The sequence below is a fragment of the Deinococcus radiotolerans genome, assembly GCF_014647435.1.
In the GTDB taxonomy this organism is placed as follows: Bacteria; Deinococcota; Deinococci; order Deinococcales; family Deinococcaceae; genus Deinococcus; species Deinococcus radiotolerans.
In genome coordinates this window covers 1,170,840-1,187,116 of record NZ_BMPE01000001.1, presented here as the reverse complement: position 1 = coordinate 1,187,116, position 16,277 = coordinate 1,170,840, and the positions used below count along the sequence as shown (strand labels likewise).

At 70.1% G+C, this 16,277-nt stretch carries 17 protein-coding genes; 14 read left to right on the top strand and 3 right to left on the bottom strand.

The genetic code is table 11. The features are described 5' to 3' along the window. Positions 1-50 precede the first annotated feature (50 nt). Positions 51-476, top strand: coding sequence for a response regulator (locus IEY63_RS05860; RefSeq protein ID WP_189067959.1), 426 nt, complete (start codon positions 51-53; stop codon positions 474-476). A 76-nt stretch (positions 477-552) separates the two neighbouring features. After that, positions 553-1,389 carry a DUF72 domain-containing protein gene (locus IEY63_RS05855; protein WP_189067958.1) on the top strand — a complete coding sequence of 279 codons (837 nt, stop codon included), beginning with the start codon at positions 553-555 and terminating at the stop codon, positions 1,387-1,389. Between the two features lie 63 nt (positions 1,390-1,452). Here the strand turns inward: IEY63_RS05855 and mqnB are convergent, their stop codons facing one another. Next, positions 1,453-2,100 (bottom strand): futalosine hydrolase, encoded by a 648-nt coding sequence (mqnB, locus tag IEY63_RS05850; RefSeq protein ID WP_229784503.1) that lies wholly within the window; start codon positions 2,098-2,100, stop codon positions 1,453-1,455. A 332-nt stretch (positions 2,101-2,432) separates the two neighbouring features. Here mqnB and IEY63_RS05845 point away from each other — a divergent pair, with 332 nt between their 5' ends. From IEY63_RS05845 to IEY63_RS05825, 5 genes are all read left to right on the top strand, one after another. After that, positions 2,433-3,080: a TetR/AcrR family transcriptional regulator gene (locus tag IEY63_RS05845; RefSeq protein WP_189067956.1), complete on the top strand. Its 648-nt coding sequence runs from the start codon at positions 2,433-2,435 to the stop codon at positions 3,078-3,080. Continuing rightward, a complete protein-coding gene (locus IEY63_RS05840; protein ID WP_189067955.1) occupies positions 3,043-3,429 on the top strand; it encodes a c-type cytochrome in 387 nt (128 codons plus the stop codon). Before IEY63_RS05845 ends, IEY63_RS05840 begins: the two co-directional genes overlap by 38 nt. Before the next feature lie 97 nt (positions 3,430-3,526). Beyond that, complete coding sequence (locus tag IEY63_RS05835; protein ID WP_189067954.1) at positions 3,527-5,110, top strand: pyrroloquinoline quinone-dependent dehydrogenase; 1,584 nt, start codon at positions 3,527-3,529, stop codon at positions 5,108-5,110. After that, the gene (locus IEY63_RS05830; protein WP_189067953.1) at positions 5,107-5,808 is read left to right on the top strand and encodes a hypothetical protein; all 702 of its coding nucleotides are present in this window, start codon (positions 5,107-5,109) and stop codon (positions 5,806-5,808) included. Before IEY63_RS05835 ends, IEY63_RS05830 begins: the two co-directional genes overlap by 4 nt. Before the next feature lie 548 nt (positions 5,809-6,356). After that, a complete protein-coding gene (locus tag IEY63_RS05825) occupies positions 6,357-7,373 on the top strand; it encodes a DUF4384 domain-containing protein (protein WP_189067952.1) in 1,017 nt (338 codons plus the stop codon). A 51-nt stretch (positions 7,374-7,424) separates the two neighbouring features. On the opposite strand, the gene IEY63_RS05820 is transcribed toward IEY63_RS05825, so the two are convergent. Further along, positions 7,425-7,994, bottom strand: coding sequence for an NUDIX hydrolase (locus IEY63_RS05820; RefSeq protein WP_229784502.1), 570 nt, complete (start codon positions 7,992-7,994; stop codon positions 7,425-7,427). Then, positions 7,991-8,641, bottom strand: coding sequence for a MazG family protein (locus IEY63_RS05815; protein ID WP_189067951.1), 651 nt, complete (start codon positions 8,639-8,641; stop codon positions 7,991-7,993). The genes IEY63_RS05820 and IEY63_RS05815 overlap by 4 nt, the downstream gene beginning before the upstream one ends. Before the next feature lie 100 nt (positions 8,642-8,741). On the opposite strand from IEY63_RS05815, the gene IEY63_RS05810 reads away from it, so the two are divergent. From IEY63_RS05810 to IEY63_RS05780, 7 genes are all read left to right on the top strand, one after another. Next, positions 8,742-9,200 (top strand): hypothetical protein, encoded by a 459-nt coding sequence (locus tag IEY63_RS05810; RefSeq protein WP_189067950.1) that lies wholly within the window; start codon positions 8,742-8,744, stop codon positions 9,198-9,200. A 95-nt stretch (positions 9,201-9,295) separates the two neighbouring features. Continuing rightward, complete coding sequence (locus IEY63_RS05805; RefSeq protein ID WP_189067949.1) at positions 9,296-10,006, top strand: SDR family oxidoreductase; 711 nt, start codon at positions 9,296-9,298, stop codon at positions 10,004-10,006. Between the two features lie 102 nt (positions 10,007-10,108). Continuing rightward, on the top strand, positions 10,109-10,531 hold the full coding sequence (smpB, locus tag IEY63_RS05800; protein WP_189067948.1) for an SsrA-binding protein SmpB: 423 nt from the start codon (positions 10,109-10,111) through the stop codon (positions 10,529-10,531). After that, positions 10,528-11,907: an N-acetylmuramoyl-L-alanine amidase gene (locus tag IEY63_RS05795; protein WP_308425154.1), complete on the top strand. Its 1,380-nt coding sequence runs from the start codon at positions 10,528-10,530 to the stop codon at positions 11,905-11,907. The genes smpB and IEY63_RS05795 overlap by 4 nt, the downstream gene beginning before the upstream one ends. After that, positions 11,904-12,455, top strand: a complete 552-nt coding sequence (locus IEY63_RS05790) for a GerMN domain-containing protein (protein ID WP_189067947.1) — start codon at positions 11,904-11,906, stop codon at positions 12,453-12,455. Before IEY63_RS05795 ends, IEY63_RS05790 begins: the two co-directional genes overlap by 4 nt. 22 nt (positions 12,456-12,477) lie before the next feature. Further along, a complete protein-coding gene (locus tag IEY63_RS05785) occupies positions 12,478-15,783 on the top strand; it encodes an SMC hinge domain-related protein (protein ID WP_189067946.1) in 3,306 nt (1,101 codons plus the stop codon). Between the two features lie 46 nt (positions 15,784-15,829). Continuing rightward, the gene (locus tag IEY63_RS05780; RefSeq protein WP_189067945.1) at positions 15,830-16,171 is read left to right on the top strand and encodes a hypothetical protein; all 342 of its coding nucleotides are present in this window, start codon (positions 15,830-15,832) and stop codon (positions 16,169-16,171) included. Positions 16,172-16,277: the final 106 nt, after the last annotated feature.

Below are 16,277 nucleotides of genomic sequence, written 5' to 3'. Positions count from 1 at the left end.
GGGAGGCGCGGCGCCTCCCGGAAGGCGACCTCACCCCACCGGGAGGCCCCGTGAACCGCAGAATCCTGATCATCGACGACAACCCCAACGACATAGAACTCGCCCTGACCGCCCTGGACGACGTCTCTGCCGGGGACGCCGAGGTCAGCGTGGCCCACAGCGGCCCCGAAGCCCTTGGTGTCCTGCGCGACGCCCGGGATCACGGTCAGTTGCCCGACCTGATCCTGCTGGACCTCAACATGCCGCAGATGGACGGCATCGCCGTGCTGGACGCCATCCGGTCCGAGACAGGCCTGCAGAGCCTGCCGGTCGTGATGCTCACCACCAGCGGCGAGAGCCGCGACATCCGCGAATCCTACGCGCACGGCGCGAGCGCCTACGTCGTCAAACCCCTGGACTTCACGCAGTTCCGTGAGGCGCTGCGCACCATCCAGGCCTTCTGGACGGCCCTGAACCGCCCCCCCCGCACCCACTGACCCCAGCCGCCCCCGCGCGCCATGCGTCAACGGAACGGAAATCCGCCCTCACGCGCCGGGCGGTACCCTGACAGGCATGCGCGTGTACATCGGCTGCGGCGGCTACAGCAACGACGACTGGGCACAGGCGGGCCTGCTCTACGACGGCGTGCGCAAGGACGACTACCTGAGCACCTACGCCCGGCACTTCGACGCCACCGAACTGAACGCCTCCTTCTACGGCATTCCCGGCCTGAAAGCCTTCGAGGGCATGCTCCGCAAGAGCGCCGGACGGGTGCGCTTCACCGTGAAACTCCACCGGGTGTTCACGCACGACCGCGCCCCCACCGACGCGGACTTCGACCGCATGCTGCAAAGCCCCGAACCGCTGCGCGAGGCGGGCGTGCTGGGCCCCTACCTGGCGCAGTTCCCGTACTCCTTCCACCGCACGGCTGCCAACCGCCGCTACCTGCAGATGCTCACGGAACGCTTCGCCGGGCATGAACTGGCCGTCGAGATCCGGCATGAAGGCTGGGACCTCCCCGAGGTCCGCGAGGGCATGGCTGAACGCGGCGTCATCTGGGTCAGCCCCGACTACCCGCCCGCCGGCGGGCTGCCCGAACCGCAACTGCACGTCACGGCCGACGTGGGCTACCTGCGCCTGCACGGCCGCAACGCCGCGAACTGGTGGGACGGCCAGAGCGCCGCCGAACGGCACGACTACCGCTACTCACGGGACGAGATGGACGAGTGGGCGCAGAAGATCGCGCTGGTCGCCGAGGACCTGAGCGAACTGTACGTGTTCTTCGAGAACACCACCAAGGGCCACGCGCTGAAGAACATCCCCATGCTGCGCGAGGCCCTCAACGCCCACGGTGTGCCCGTGCAGACCCCGGACCCGCTCGACTTCCCCGACGACGGCCGCCTGCTGTAACCGCAGCGGGAACGGACTCAGGGCGCCCGCCTGATCCGCAGGGAGAGGGCCGCTGCCCACCGCTCACGCCTCACTGATCAGCAGTTCCTCCAGCGCGGCCTGCACGCCCCGGCGGGTGGCCGCCAGCGCCTCGGGGATGCGCCACGCCTGCCGGTCGCGCGGACCGACCGGGTTGCTGATGCCGCGCACCTCCAGCGCCGGAACGCCCGCCAGTAGGGCTGCGTGCGCCACCCCCGCGCCCTCCATACCCTCGCACAGCGCGCCCGGATGCCGGGCTTCAAGCGCCGCGGCCTGCGCGAGGCTGCCCGTCACGCCACTCAGGGTCAGGGCGGGCCCCAGCGCCGCGCCTGCACGGACCGCCACCTGCGGCGCGCGCACCCACGCCGTGAAGACCGCGTCCTGCGCCGCGTCCGGCCGGACCGACAGGCCCAGCGCAGCCAACGGCATGAACCCGTCCCCGTCCCAGGCGCCCAGGTCTGCCTGCACCATGACGCTGGACACCGCCAGATCAGCGGGGCGCAGGCCACTGTCCGGGTACGCGCCGCCAATGCCAGCGCTGATCACCAGTCGCGCCGGAGCCTGCGCCAGGGCGCGCTGCGTGGCCAGGGCCGCCGCGACCGGCCCGACGCCGCTCACGACCACCCGGGCGTGCAGATCCGCCAGTCGCGCGGCCTCGCCGGCCGTGGCGACGACAATCAGCGCGGCCGTCACGCGGGCCGACCCGGGGGGCACAGGGGAGCGGGCAGCAGGCAGAGCATGGGTCCAGGCTAGTACAAGTCCCCCGCTCAGTTCAGGTGCATCCTGGGAGGGTGCTGTCCCCGTGTGTGGTGTGCGCATAAGTATGAGCGGAGGATGCCGCTCTCCTGGATCCACCCGACGCTGCCCACGGAACCGTTTTCGTCTGGAGAGAAATAGGGTCAGCGTGGCCTGTCGTGCACGTCGTCAGGAATTGGTTGACACCAGCGCTTCCAAACGTACTCAAACCGGACTTGAGAGTACATCTACACGCTCTTAGCATACTCATACACAAAGTTGAAAGGAGGTTGAGGAGTATCGGGCGCTCAGGCTCTGCTCTCCATCCACAGACCAGAAGGCATCTGCTGAACACCCAGCGGCTGCGCTCGGCTGCCATCCGCGAGTTCGCGCGGCACGGTCTGCACGGCACCAAGGTCAGTTCCATCGTCGCGGCGGCGCAGCTCACGCAACCCACCTTCTACCGCACCTGGCCCAGCAAGGAAGCCGCCTACGAGTCCATCATCACCGGCACGCTGGAAACCTGGTGGGACGCCGCCGCCCACATCCTCGCCGACCCCGGCACGCGCACCCTGCGCGAACACCTGCAGACCGGTCTGCACAACCTCTACGCCCTGCTGATGGAAGACCCGGAACTGACCCGACTGGTGCTGGAGGAGAACAACAAGAATCCGGACCGTTACGAACCGTTCATTCAGATCTACACCCGCACCTTCCAGGACGCGCAGACGCGCGGCCTGATCAACAGTGACATCCCCGCGGAAAGTCTCGCTCAAGCCTACGTGGGACTGACGGAACGCTTCTTCCTGGCGCGACTGCACACGGCGCAGGCCACCGTGGACGACGCCGTTCAGGAGGTCACCCGCCTGATCCTGCCCCTGATGACCCCAAGGAGTCCCGATGCCCCGTCCAGCCCAGTCCGTTGCCCTCCTGATTAGCCTGGTGGCCAGTGCCGCCCTCGCCGCGCCCCCCGCCTTCACCAAGGCGCAGGCGGACGCGGGCGCGAAAGTCTACAAAGCGCAGTGCGCGGCCTGCCACGGCGCCGCACTGAACAACGGCGGCGCGCCCAAACTGGCCGGCCCTGAATTCCTGAAGAAATGGGCGGCCAACTCCCTCGACGACTTCCATTTCATCATGACCAGCACCATGCCGCAGACCAAACCCGGCAGCCTCAAACCCGCCGAGTACCTGAATCTCGTGGCGTACGTCCTCCAGAAAAACGGTTTCAAGCCCAGCGCCAAACCCCTGACCGCCAGCGCCCTGAAGACCGGCACCTTCAAGAAGTAAAGCCCCACAAGTCCTGGCTGCGCCCGCATCCGGTCACGTCCGTGACCGGCAGGGCCGTCCTGTCTCACGGCACGAGTGCCGTCCCCCGGAGGGAACCATGAAGAAACATCTGTGCGCCGCGAGTCTCCTGCTCTCCGCTCTGCTCAGCCCAGCCCTGGCCGTCTCGGGACCCAGCCAGGAGGAACTGAACAACGCCGACCAGGCCACCGACTCCTGGCTGATGTACAACAAGGGCTACATGGGCCAGCGGTACTCCCCGCTGGATCAGGTCAACGCGGACAACGTCAGCGGCCTGCGCCGCGTGTGCACCTTCGACACCAAGGACGACGGCGGCTTCCAGGCCACCCCGCAGATGTACAAGGGCGTGCTGTTCTTCACGCAGATGTACCGCACGTTCGCCATTGACGCCGCCACCTGCAAACCCCTGTGGGTGCACAAGTACAAGCCGACCGGCACGTCCGTCCTGACCACCAACCGCGGCGTGGCCATCGCCGACGGCGTGATCTACCGCGGTACGCCCGACGCGCACCTGATCGCCCTGGACGCCGGGACTGGCAAGCCCCTGTGGGACACGAAAGTCGCGGACTCCAGCGTGGGGTACTTCCTGTCCGCCGCGCCCGTCGTCTACAACGGCAAGGTCTACATCGGAGAGGCCGGCGCCGACTGGGGCATCAAGGCCCACATGTACGCCTTCGACGCGAAGACCGGCAAGAAAGCCTGGACCTTCGACCTGATCCCGACCGGCTCGCAGTACGGCGCGAACACCTGGCAGAAGGCCGACTCGACCGCCACCGGCGGCGGCAGCACCTGGACGAGCTACACCATCGACGCGGCCACCGGCATGCTGTACGTCTCGGTCGGCAACCCCGCCCCGGACTTCGCCGCGCAGTACCGGCCCGGCGACAACCTCTTCACGAACAGCGTCGTGGCCCTGAACGCCGAGACCGGCGCGTACGACCATCACTACCAGCAGATCCGCAACGACGACAAGGACTACGACACGGCCGCCGCGCCCGTCCTGTACGACGTGAACGGCCAGAAGCGCATGGCGGTCGCCACGAAGGCCGGGTGGCTATTCAGTTACGACGAGACCGCCAAGAACCAGGTGTTCAAGCAGGCGACCATCAAGGTCACCAACCAGGAGAAACCCACCACCCGCGCGGGCCTGAACATCTGCCCGAACTACTCGGCGGGCACGCAGTGGTCCGGGCCGTCCTTCGACCAGCTGAACAACACCCTGGTCGTCCCCACCGTCGACTGGTGTGGCGTCGTGAAACTCGGCGAGGTGCGCCTGATCAAGGGTCAGCTGTTCTTCGGCGGCTCCATGCAGCTCGACCCGGCGGGCAAGGCCATCGGCAACGCCGTGTCCTTCGACGCGGCCACCGGGCAGGAACGCTGGCGCTACAGCACCCCGGGTGTCCGCATCGTCGGCGGCGTCACGACCACCGGCGGGAACCTCACGCTGGGCGGCGCCATGGACGGCACCTTCTTCGCCCTGGACTCCCGCAGCGGGAAGGTCCTGTTCAAGGACAACATTGACGGCGCCCTCATCGGCGGCGGCGTCTCGACGTACACGGTCGGCGGACAGCAGTACTTCGCAGTGATTGCCGGGAACACCTCCAAGGGCGCCGTCAGCGGCAAGAACGTCACGGGCCGCGTCGCGATCTACACCCTCAAATGAACCGACTTGCCCTTGCCAGCCTGATCCTGCTGGGCGCGTGGAGCACGCCAGCGGCCGCCGTGACCCTCACCCTGAGCGCGGCGCAGGTCGAGCAGGCCCGGGCGGCCGGCGCCGCCATGAACATCACCGACGCCGGGTACCAGCTCGGCCCGTACCTGCTGCGGCAGTTCAACGCCGACGTGATCCTGCACCCCAACTCCCCCGAGGTGGACGGCGTGGTCCTCAGCACGCCCTTCGAGAAGGTGCAGTACGAGTCGTACCTGTCCCACCTGGAAGCCCAGCCACTCAGCGCCGCGCAGGCCACCGCGCTGGCCCGTCAGGTGGCGAACACCCTGAGTTTCCGCATCTACACGCACAGCCCCTTCGCCGTGGATGAGGAAGGCGAGCAGTGGCAGCTAGCCTACCGCACCACCCCCGTCACGCCCCCTACTCAGCGCGAGCGCAGCTACCTCGACTTCTTCCGGCCCGCCACCTTGCAGGTCGGGAACCGCACCTTCACGGCCACGCCCGTCATTGACGGTCCCTACGTGGACAACTTCACCCTGCCCAGCGGGCGCGCCACCTTCCGGAACCTGGGCGTCGTCACGTACGCCTTCCGCGGGGCGAACCTGCCCACCACGGGCCAGTTCACCCTGGCCTTCCAGGACAGTCAGGGCAAGGCGTACCGCATCACCGGTGATCTGGCCCAGTACCGCTGAGCGGCAGACCAGAGCAAAGGGGAGAGCGCCGGATCGCAGTGAAACCTGCGGCCCGGCGCTCCCGTCGTTTCAGGCGCGATTTACCCGCTCAGATGGGCGGGGACCGGTCGGCCTGACCTCCTCGGCGCGTGACGCACGGACACCCTGGGAGCGTGGCGGGCCAGCCTGAAGTCCAGAGTAAACGCGCCTGCGGTTTACTCGTCGCAGCCGAGGGCGCGTAGAAGTTCCAGAGCGGTGATGGGACGGCCCTGGCGGGGCGTGGGGGCGGGGGACGGCAGCTAGAGAGATGGGGTCTAAAAAGACGGCGGAGTAACGCGGTCATTGTGTGGACCTCCAGAGCTGACGGTCTCTGAAGCTTGCGTTAAGACCCCTTTATTTATTGTGAGAGACGCCAGAGCGGTACGCATGCCGTGCAGGACGGCTGGAACGACCCAGATCGCCTGCCATCCTTGAAGCTGACGGTGGCCTGAAGCACCATTAACATTGCCGATGCTCCGGCTCACGGCGCGTCATGCACGCGGCCTTAGGCTCACTGTCGGAGGTACCACATGAACAAACTTCTTCTGATTCCAGCCGCGATGCTCCTGAGCACCGCCGCCGCTGCCCCCAAGATCAGCGCCCAGAGCATCATCGTGAACCCCACCCAGCCGGACCTGAGCGTCAGCGTCCGTGTGGACAAGGACACCAGCGGCAACCAGAACCCCGCCTACCGCGTGGGTGACAAGATCAGCATCAGCACCACCGTCAACCGTGACGCTTACGTGTACCTGTTCAACGTGAACCCCGACGGCAGCGTCGACCAGATCCTCCCCAACCGCCTGAGCGACAGCAACCTCGTCAAGGCCAACACCACCAAGGTGTTCCCCGCCGCCGAGGACAAGTTCAACTTCACGGTCGCGGGCCCCATCGGGCAGAACAAGGTCCTGGCCCTGGCCAGCCTCACGCCGCTGAACCTTGATCAGATCAGCTCCTTCAAGACCGCGCAGGACCAGTTCGCCACCGTGAACGCCAAGAATCAGGCGGGCCTGGCGCAGGCGCTGAGCATCGTCGTGAACCCCCTGCCGCAGAACAGCTGGGTCAGCGACACCGCCTTCTACACGGTCGCGGGCCGCACGCCCATCAGCACCGGTAGCCTGTTCGTCGGCACGAACGTCGCCAACGCTACCGTGATCCTGAACGGCCAGCGACTGGGCGGCGCGAACGTCACCTACAGCAACCTGAAGGCCGGCAGCTACCCCATCCGCGTGCAGGCCCCCGGCTACCGTGACTTCACGACCACCGTCGCCATCAAGGGTGGCAGCACCACCAACGTGAACGTCGAGTTCGCGCAGGCGGTCGTCACGCCCACCCCCAGCGCCTTTACGGTCGCGATCCGCAGCAGCGTCACCGGCGCGCGCGTGTTCGTGGACGGCCAGGAAGCCGGCACCATCCGCAACGGCGGCCTGGACCTCCAGCTGGACGGCGGCACCCACGAGATCGTGATGATCGCCCCCGGCTACCGCACCTTCGTGAGCAACTACAACATCACGAAGAACGGCCAGATCACCATCACCCCCAGCCGCTAAACCCGGTCCCTCACGGCCCCTGCCCCTCCCGGGTGGGGGCCGTTTCCCTGTTCAGGCGGGGCCGCCCCCGAGGAGATCATGCAGGACCCGCGCCGTCATCCCCCAGATGTCATGACCCTGCCACGGGTAGCGGTAGAGGGGCACATGCGTCCCGTCCGGCAGCGTGCGGGTCTCCCGCGTCATGGGCACGGCGCGCAGCTCGGACAGCGTGGGCAGCAGCAGCTGCGCGACCTCGCCGGACAGGGTCAGGGTCGGCTGGGCCGGGATGCGCGCCAGAACGGGCGTCACGTGAAACCCCACCGGGGTGAACACGTCATCCAGTTCGCCCAGCACCGCCACCTGATCCGGGTCCAGTCCGACCTCCTCCTGCGCCTCACGCAGCGCCGCCTGCACGGGCGTCTCGCCGCGCTCCAGGCTGCCGCCGGGGAAACTGATCTGCCCCTGGTGGGTGGGCAGGTCCGGTGAGCGCAGCGTCAGCAGCACCCGCGCGTCTGCCTCGCGCGTGAGGCCCACCAGGACCGCCGCGCGCCGGTACTCCGGCAGGTGCAGGGTGCGCCGCTCGCGCCCCCCCAGCCACGTCACCCACGGGTCGTTCAGGGCGGCGTCCAGCGGATCGCTCACGCGGTCTCCTCACCCTCGCCGGACAGGGCGTGCAGGGTGTCCAGCGTCCGCTCGCGCAGGGCCAGTTCGGGGTCCACGCCCGCCGCGCGCGCCCACGCCACGGCGGCGGCGAGCACCTCCGCCACACCCTGAGCCGAGTCGGGGGCCGCCTGGGCGGCGCTCAGCAGCGCGGCGCGGGCCGCGTCCGGCGTGGTCTTCACTTGTCCGGCCAGCCGCTGCGTTTTCGCCTCGCGCGCCAGGGCGCCCAGACCGGCGGGCACCCGGTCCTCCGGACGGCGCACCCGGCCCCCCCGCTCGGCCGCCTTGATGGCCTGCCAGTTCGTGACGACCTCCTCACTGCCACTCACGCTCGCCTGGGCGAACACGTGCGGGTGGCGCCGCACTAGTTTCTCCACGATGGCGCGCTCCACGTCCGCGTAAGTGAACGTGCCCGCCTCCTCGGCAATCACGCTGTGAAACGCCACCTGCAACAGCACGTCCCCCAACTCGTCGGCCAGCTCGGCCCGGTCGGGGCTGCTCACGGCGTCGGCCGCCTCGGCCGCTTCCTCCAGCAGGTAGGGGCGCAGGGACTCATGCGTCTGCTCGCGGTCCCAGGGGCAGCCGTCCGGCGCGCGCAGGCGCCGCATGATCAAGAGGAGATCCTGCATGCGCCTCACTCTACGCGTGAGCCCGGGAGGCCACCGGGCCCGGGGTGACCCTCACGCGCACTTCACGCCCCGTCAGGCAGGGTGTGATGCACTGACTCGCATGAACGCCCACCTGACCCGAACGGCCCTCCTCGCCCTGCTGCTGCTGGGCGCCGCGTCCGCGCAGACCCCCAGCCCGAATGCCGGGCAGCTGCGCGCCGCTACGTACGTGATCCTGGACCCCGTCATCGAGGGCAACCAGAACCTCGTGAACGCCGAGCAGCGCCAGAGCATCCTCGCCGCCATGCGCCGCGACAGCGCCGGCGCCCTGAAACGCCGCTACCCGCAGGCCACCATTGCCTCTGCCGCCAGCGCGAACGCCATTCAGGTCCGGCCGGTGTTCGTGGCGCCCAGCGCCCTGGTGCCCTGGAACAAGCTGGGTGCCCGCCTGGAATTCCAGCTGCCGCAGGGGCAGAAGTACGTCCTGAGCGACACGTTCGGTATCAGCGTGCTGCTGCGCTACCGCGCGGAGTTCGTGAACTACATGTACGACCAGCTGGCCGCCCGCCTGCCCCGCTGACCTGACGCTGCGCGCCGCCCGGACTGGGCGGCGCGGCTTCATACTGCTTTGCTTTTCATACGGTCTTCCGGTGGGGGCGTGTTAGGGTGCCGCCCATGACGCAGACCACCCAGAAGAGTGCTTTCATCACCGGAGCCAGCAAGGGCATCGGGCACGCCGTCGCGCAGGCCCTGATCGCCGACGGGTACGCCGTGACCATCACCAGCCGCAACGCCGCCGAGATCGAGCAGGTGGCAGGCGAACTGGGCGGGCACGCCCGCGGCTTTGCCTGCGACGTGAAAGACCCGCACGCCGTGCAGGCTGCCGTGGACGCGCACGTGGCCGCCTTCGGCGGGCTGGACGTCCTGTTCGTGAACGCGGGCGTCGGGCACTTCGGGAACGTGGCGGACCTGAGCATCGAGCAGTGGCAGGACGTGATCGACACGAACCTCAGCGGCGCGTTCTACACCGTCAAGGCCGCCATTCCTGCCCTGACCGAGCGTGGCGGGTACATCTTCACGCTCTCCAGCCTCGCCGGGAAGAACCCCCTGCCGGGCGGCGGCGCGTACAACGCCAGCAAGTTCGGCCTGAACGGCCTCAGTGAGGTGCTGAACCTCGACCTGCGCGACCGTGGGATCAAGGTCACGCAGATCATGCCCGGCAGCGTCGCCACGCACTTCGCCGGGCACACGCCCGACGCGGACAGGGACGCCTGGAAGATCCAGCCCGAGGACCTCGCGCAGCTGACCGTCGACCTCCTGCACATGCCCGAGCGCACCCTGCCCAGCCGCGTCGAAGTGCGCCCCAGCCGCCCCCCGAAGAAGTAGCCGGAGCATGGTCGATGGTTGATGGATGGGGCCAGCGTCCCGTCCATCAACCATCACCTTTTCACCATCACCAGTTTTTCCCCGTGCTGCTAGAATGCCCGGGTGTACACGAACCGCCGCGCTCATTACGAGTACGAACTGCTGGAGCGCTTCGAGGCGGGGATCAGCCTGACCGGCAGTGAAGTCAAGAGCATCCGCGCGGGCGGCGTGGACTTCCGCGACGCCTTCGCCCGCCTCCACGGCGGCAACATCGACCTGGAAGGCCTGTACATCCCGACCTACAAGGAAGCGACGTACAACAACCACGAGCCCCGCCGCACCCGCCGCCTGCTGCTGCACCGCGAGGAGATCGGCAAGGTCAAGCGCGGCCTGGAACAGAAAGGCCTGACGCTGGTCCCCACCCGCCTGTACCAGAAGGGCCGGTTCTTCAAGGTGGAAGTGGCCCTGGCGCGCGGCAAGAAACTGCATGACAAGCGCCGCGCGGAAGCCGAGAAGACCGTGCGCCGGGAGCTGCGCGAACTGTGAGGCTGCGCGCCCCGGGCCGCCGCACCGCCCTGACCGCCGCGGCCGCCAGCCTGTTCCTGATCGGTCTGGCCGGCGCGCAGATCGCCTTCTCCCGCCTGAACCTCGCCGGGCGTGACGTGCAGAGCATCCAGCTGTACGGTGCGGAGTACGCCAGCCAGAGCAACCTGAGCGGCCTGCTGAGCATCACCGAGGACAGCGGCGTGGTCCGCGTGACCGGTCTGGGCCACACGCTGCTGCTTCCCCTCGATGAGAACCAGCAGCGCGCCACGACGTCCTTCAACACCGTACAGCTCGACACGCGCCGCGTGCAGGGCCGCACCGCCACCCGCGTGAACGGCAACCTGTACCTGCCGCTGGAGACCCTGGCCAGCGGTCTGGGCGCCCAGTACGAGCAGGGCAAGTTCACGCTGGCCGCGCCGAAACTCGTGAGCGTCAGCAGCCGCGCCGGACGTGACTCCGACCGCTTGGTGCTCGACCTCAGCCGCGACGTGCAGGTCAGTGACGAGCAGCGCGGCGACCGCGTGGTCCTGACCCTGAAGGGCCTTCAGGGCGACGCGCGGCGCTACACCACCCGCGGCGCGTTCGTGCCCAGCGCCGACGTGGCCCGGACGGGCAGCGACCTGACCGTCACGCTGCCCCTCCCGGCCAGCAGCGGGTACCGCGTGTTCAAGGTCGTGCGCGGCAGCGGCGTGCGCGTCGTCGTGGACGCCGGGCCTGGCGTGCCCAGCAGCGCCCCGGAACTTCTGGCGCGCATCAACGCGCCCCTGATCATCCTGGACCCGGCCGTGGTGCCCGGCGTGAGTGGCGACGTGACCCTGGAAGTCGCCCGGCAGGCCGCGCAGCTCCTGGCCGAGAAGGGCTGGCAGGTGCGGGTCACGCGCAGCAGCGGCGCCAACCTCAGTCGCGACGAGGTCCTGACCCTGGCCCGCCAGAGCGACGTGTACCTGGCGCTTGACCTGGGCCGCCTGCCCGGCGCGCGGCGCAGCGGCGTGACCGTGTACGAGCAGACGGGCCGCGCCAGCAGCCAGCTGATCAACAGCCTGCGCGGCGGCAGCAGCGTCCCGTACAGCAGCCTGGTTGTGGCCGGGGCGGGCAGCACCCGCCGCCTGGGGGAACTGCTGCGCGGTGAACTCAAGGGTGGCGGCGTGACCGCAAAGCAGGAGAGCATCAGCCGCGTGCAGAGCCTCGGGGAGGCCCCCCAGGCGGCGCTGCTGCTGGAACTCGGCTGGGCGAACAACGCGCAGGACCTCGCCACGCTCGGCAGCGCCGCGCGGCAGAAGATCCTGTCGGTGGCGGTGGCCCGCTCGGTCGCCACGTACCTCACGGCCCGCGCGAACAACAACGCGAACCTCAGCGCGCCGGGAGGGGCGCAGTGAGCGTCCCGCGCAAACTGTTCTCGCCGTTCAACGTCGTGGCTGCCGCGCTGCTGGCCGCGTCCGTCCTGGCCCTTCAGGCGGTGCAGCGCACGCCGCCCACGCCCGAGCCGCCCAAACTGGACCTGACTGAACGGCAGGCCCTGAAGGTCAAGGTGTACTTCACCGACCCGCAGGTGCAGAACCTGAAGCCCGAGACCCGCACCGTGCAGGTGTCCCGCACGAACACCCGCTCGGTCGCGCAGGCCGCCGTGGACGTCTGGGCGCGCGGCCCGTACGACAAGAGCTTCTTGGGCGTCGTGCCCGCCGGGACGCCTGCCCCGAAGGTGTACCTGCGCGGCCAGCACTACTACGTGGACCTGCCTGACGCGTACACCAAGCTGCGCTACGGCCCCAGCGGCGAGCGCATGCTGCTGTGCACCCTGACCCGCACCCTGATCGAGCAGAAGGGCCTGGACGTGACCTTCCTGGTGGGCGGGCAGAACGTGGAGGCGCTGGGCCGCATGGACCTGACGCAGCCCTTCGCCGCCGGAGACTGCGCCGACCAGTGACGCCCGGCGCTGACCAGTAACCATGCTTCAGAGCGTCACCCTGCAGGGCTTCAAGAGCTTCGCCGACCGCACCCGCCTGGAATTCGGGCCGGGCGTCAGTGCCGTCATCGGCCCGAACGGCAGCGGCAAGAGCAACGTTGTGGAAGCCATCCGCTGGGCCACCCATCAGGCCCGCGCGCGCGACCTGCGCGCCGGGCGCGGCACCGAACTGATCTTCCACGGCAGCGGCGGCAAGGCCCCGCTGGGCCTGGCGGAGGTGCAGCTGGAACTCGTGACGCCCGCCGGGGAGCGCGTGAACCTCGCGCGGCGCGTGTACCGCGACGGGACCGGCGAGCAGGACCTGAACGGGCGCGGCGTGCGCGCGAGGGACGTGCAGGGCGCGCTGCGCGGCACCGGCCTGGGCCCCGGTGGACTGGCCGTGATCGGGCAGGGCGAGGTGAGCGGCGTCGTGCAGGCCGAAGGCAGGACCCTGCTGGGCTACGTGCAGGAGGCCGCCGGGCTGTCCCGCGCCGTCACCGCCCGCCAGGAGACCGAGGCGCGCCTGCGCGAGGCGGACACGCACCTGGATTCGCTGCGGCTGGTGCTGAACGAACGCGAGGCCGCGCTGGAACGACTGGCGCGCGCCGCGCAGGACGCCCGCACCCACCGCGACCTGAGCGGCCGGGGGCTGACGCTGGAGGACGCCCTGCGCCGCGACCGGCAGCTGACCCTGGCCCGCGAGGTCTTCGCCGCCCGCAGCGAAGCCAGTGAACTGGAGGCCCGCAGCGCCGCCCTGGCCGCCGAGGTGCAGGCCGCCGCGACCGCCGTGGACGCCGCCCGTGACGCCGCGCAGGAGGCCCGCGCGCGACGCGACGCGTACGCCGGGGCGCTCGACACACTGCGTGCCGCCCGCGACGCCGCCGCGCAGGCCGACCGCTACCGCGCCCACCTGGACGCCGAACGCCGCACCCTGACGGCCGAACTGGACGCGCTGCCCCGCACGCCGCCCGAGCAGCCTGCCCCGGACCTCACCGCGCTGGACGCCGCGCTGACCCAGGCGCGCGCGCAGGCGGACGCCGCCGAACGCCGCGCCCGCACCCTGGACGCCGACCTGACCCGCGCCCGCACTCTGGCCGCCCGCGCCGCCGAGGCCGCCGCCCGCCAGGACGCCAGCCGTGAGACGATCCGCGCCGAGTTCGAACGCGCCCAGGGCAACCTGACCCAGGCCCGTGAAGCGCTGGACGCCGCACAGGAGCGCCTCGGGCACGCCCGCGCCGCGCGGGAGCAGGCCGAGCAGGCATATCTGAGTGTTCGTGAAGAGCGTGAGGCCGCTGTCCACCATGATCGGCACCTGCGGGGCGAACTGGCCCGCGTGAACGCCAGCGTCGCTCCGCTGAGGCGCGAACGCGACCGGCTGGAACAGACCCTGAACTCCTACGCCCGCTACGGCGAGGGCGCCCGCAACGCCCTGCGTCTCGACCACCCGGGCATCGTCGGCTCGGTCGCGGACCTGCTGACCGTGCCCGCCGAGTACGAGACCGCGCTGGGCGCCGCGCTGGGCCGCCGCCTGGAACAGGTTGTCGTGAACCGCGCCGACGACGCCCGCGAGATCATCGACGAGCTCAAGCGCGTGGGGGGCCGCGCCACCTTCCTCCCGCTGGACCTCATCCGCGCCCGGCCCCGCCGCGACGGCACGCTGCTGCGCGAGGACGGCGTGATCGGCAACCTCGCCGACCTGTGCCCCAGCGACCCGCCCCTGGTCGCCGAGAGCATCCTGGCCGACACCCTGGTCGTCCGCGACCTGCGCGCCGCGAACCGCATCGCCCGCGCGCACGCCAGCCGCCCCCGCCTCGTCACGCTGGACGGCGAACTCGTCGAACCCGGCGGCGCGATCACCGGGGGCCGCGCCCGCGACACCGGCAGCGGCGTCCTGGGCGACCAGCGCCGCTTCCAGGAACTCGACGCGGAACTCGAGGACGCCGACCGTCAGAGCAGCCGCCTGACGGCCGAACTGAAAAAAGTTGAGGCGACCCTGGCGGGCAGCGCTGAACGGCACGACACCCTGCTCGCCGCCCGCGAACGCGCCGCGCAGGAGGAAGCGGGCGCCGAGCGCCGCGTGACTGAACTGGGCGCGCAGACCCGCAGCCTCCAGGCGAACCACGACCGCCTCGCTGGCCGCCTGGGCCCTGACGAACCCGAACCCCTCGCACCCGGCGAGACCCTGCCGGACGTGGACGCCCTGACCGCCAACCTCCAGGCCACCCGCGGTGACGCCGAGACGCACCGCGCGCAGGAACGCCACGCCGCCGAATCCCTCGCCCTGGCGCAGCAGGCGGACGCCGCGTGGCGCGCCTACCGCACCGGGCGCGCCCGCGCCGGGGACCTCCGCGCCCGCCTGGACACGAACGCCACCTCGCTGACCGCCCAGGACGCCGTGCTGGACGCCGCCCGCGCCGAGGTGGCCCGCCGCGAGGCCGCGCTCGGCACTCTCGACGAGAACGAGTACGCCCGCGCCGAGTACACCCGCGAACAGGCCGCGCAGCAGTACGCGAACCTGATCGGCACGCAGAACAAGGCCCGCGCCCGCCTGGACGACCTGCGCCTCCTGATCGCCCGGCGTGAGGGCAGCCTGGAAGTCATTCCCGACGGCTGCCTCCCGCCCGGCACCCCCCGCGAGTGGACGGCCGAACTGACCCGCACCCGCGCCGCGCTGGACGCCCTGGGGCCCGTGAACGCCCGCGCCGAGGCCGATCACGCCGCCGAAGCCGAGCTGCTCGGCGCCCAGCGGGCTGAACTGCACGACGCGGACGCTGCCGCGCAGGAACTCCGCGCACATCTCGGGGAACTCCAGACCGCCGAGGAACATGCCACCCGCGCCGCCTTCGACCGCGTGAACACCGCCTTCCGCGAGTACAGCACCGAACTCCTCGGCGGGCAGGGCGACCTGGAACCCGAAACGGACGATCAGGGCATCCTTCGCGGCCTGCGCCTCGCCGTGCAACCCCGCGGGAAACGCACCCGCTCCATGACCCTGCTCTCCGCCGGGGAGCGCACCATGGCCGGCCTGGGCTTCCTGTTCGCCCTGAATCACGCGGGCGGCGAAGGCAGCGCCGGCGGCCTCCCCCTGGCCGTCCTGGATGAGGTGGACGCCCCGCTGGACGAGGCGAACATCCGCCGCTTCACCGCCTTCCTGAAGCGCTTCAGTGAACGCGGCGCGCAGTTCCTGCTTGTCACGCACCAGAAAGCCACCATGGAAGTCGCGCACGCCCTGTGGGGCGTCACCACCGACCAGACCGGCGCCAGCCGCGTCCTGAGCATCCGCCAGCACGACGACGCCCGCGCCGGGTAGGTCAGATTGGTGTGAGGGGAACCTCTGGCGGGCATAGAGTCCACGCATGACCACGCAGACACGCGCCGCCCGACTCGGCCAGATTCTCCTGCTCGGCCTGGGCGCCGGTCTGGGGAGCAGCCTGCTGTGCCTCCTGATCGGCGCAGTTCTGGCGGGCGGCGTGACCCGCGCGGGCGCCGCCACCGCGCTGGGCTGGGGTGGCCTGCTCCTGACCTTCCTGGCCGGCGCAATCATCTACTCGCAGAATGGCCAGAGTCAGATCGAGAGCGGCATGCGCGCCCGTCTGGGCGAGGGCTACCGCGCGCCCGGACTGCCCTGGGCGCAGATCCTCACCGCCCTGATCGGCGCCGGGGTGCTGTTCCTGGGGCAGTTCGTGCTGAACACCTGAAACTAATGGCGTGACCAAGCAGGCGTTCTCCCCACCGGCCCTCCGCAACATCACCACCGAGCAGGCGCAGCAGGGGACGCGCGCCGTACAGGGAGCTCAAACGATG

Coding starts and splice junctions, on each gene's coding strand:
- IEY63_RS05855 (WP_189067958.1), top strand. CDS start 553: ATGCGCGTGTACATCGGCTGCGGCGGCTACAGCAACGACGACTGGGCA.
- IEY63_RS05840 (WP_189067955.1), top strand. CDS start 3,043: ATGCCCCGTCCAGCCCAGTCCGTTGCCCTCCTGATTAGCCTGGTGGCC.
- IEY63_RS05835 (WP_189067954.1), top strand. CDS start 3,527: ATGAAGAAACATCTGTGCGCCGCGAGTCTCCTGCTCTCCGCTCTGCTC.
- IEY63_RS05830 (WP_189067953.1), top strand. CDS start 5,107: ATGAACCGACTTGCCCTTGCCAGCCTGATCCTGCTGGGCGCGTGGAGC.
- IEY63_RS05825 (WP_189067952.1), top strand. CDS start 6,357: ATGAACAAACTTCTTCTGATTCCAGCCGCGATGCTCCTGAGCACCGCC.
- IEY63_RS05815 (WP_189067951.1), bottom strand. CDS start 8,641: ATGCAGGATCTCCTCTTGATCATGCGGCGCCTGCGCGCGCCGGACGGC.
- IEY63_RS05810 (WP_189067950.1), top strand. CDS start 8,742: ATGAACGCCCACCTGACCCGAACGGCCCTCCTCGCCCTGCTGCTGCTG.
- IEY63_RS05805 (WP_189067949.1), top strand. CDS start 9,296: ATGACGCAGACCACCCAGAAGAGTGCTTTCATCACCGGAGCCAGCAAG.
- IEY63_RS05785 (WP_189067946.1), top strand. CDS start 12,478: ATGCTTCAGAGCGTCACCCTGCAGGGCTTCAAGAGCTTCGCCGACCGC.
- IEY63_RS05780 (WP_189067945.1), top strand. CDS start 15,830: ATGACCACGCAGACACGCGCCGCCCGACTCGGCCAGATTCTCCTGCTC.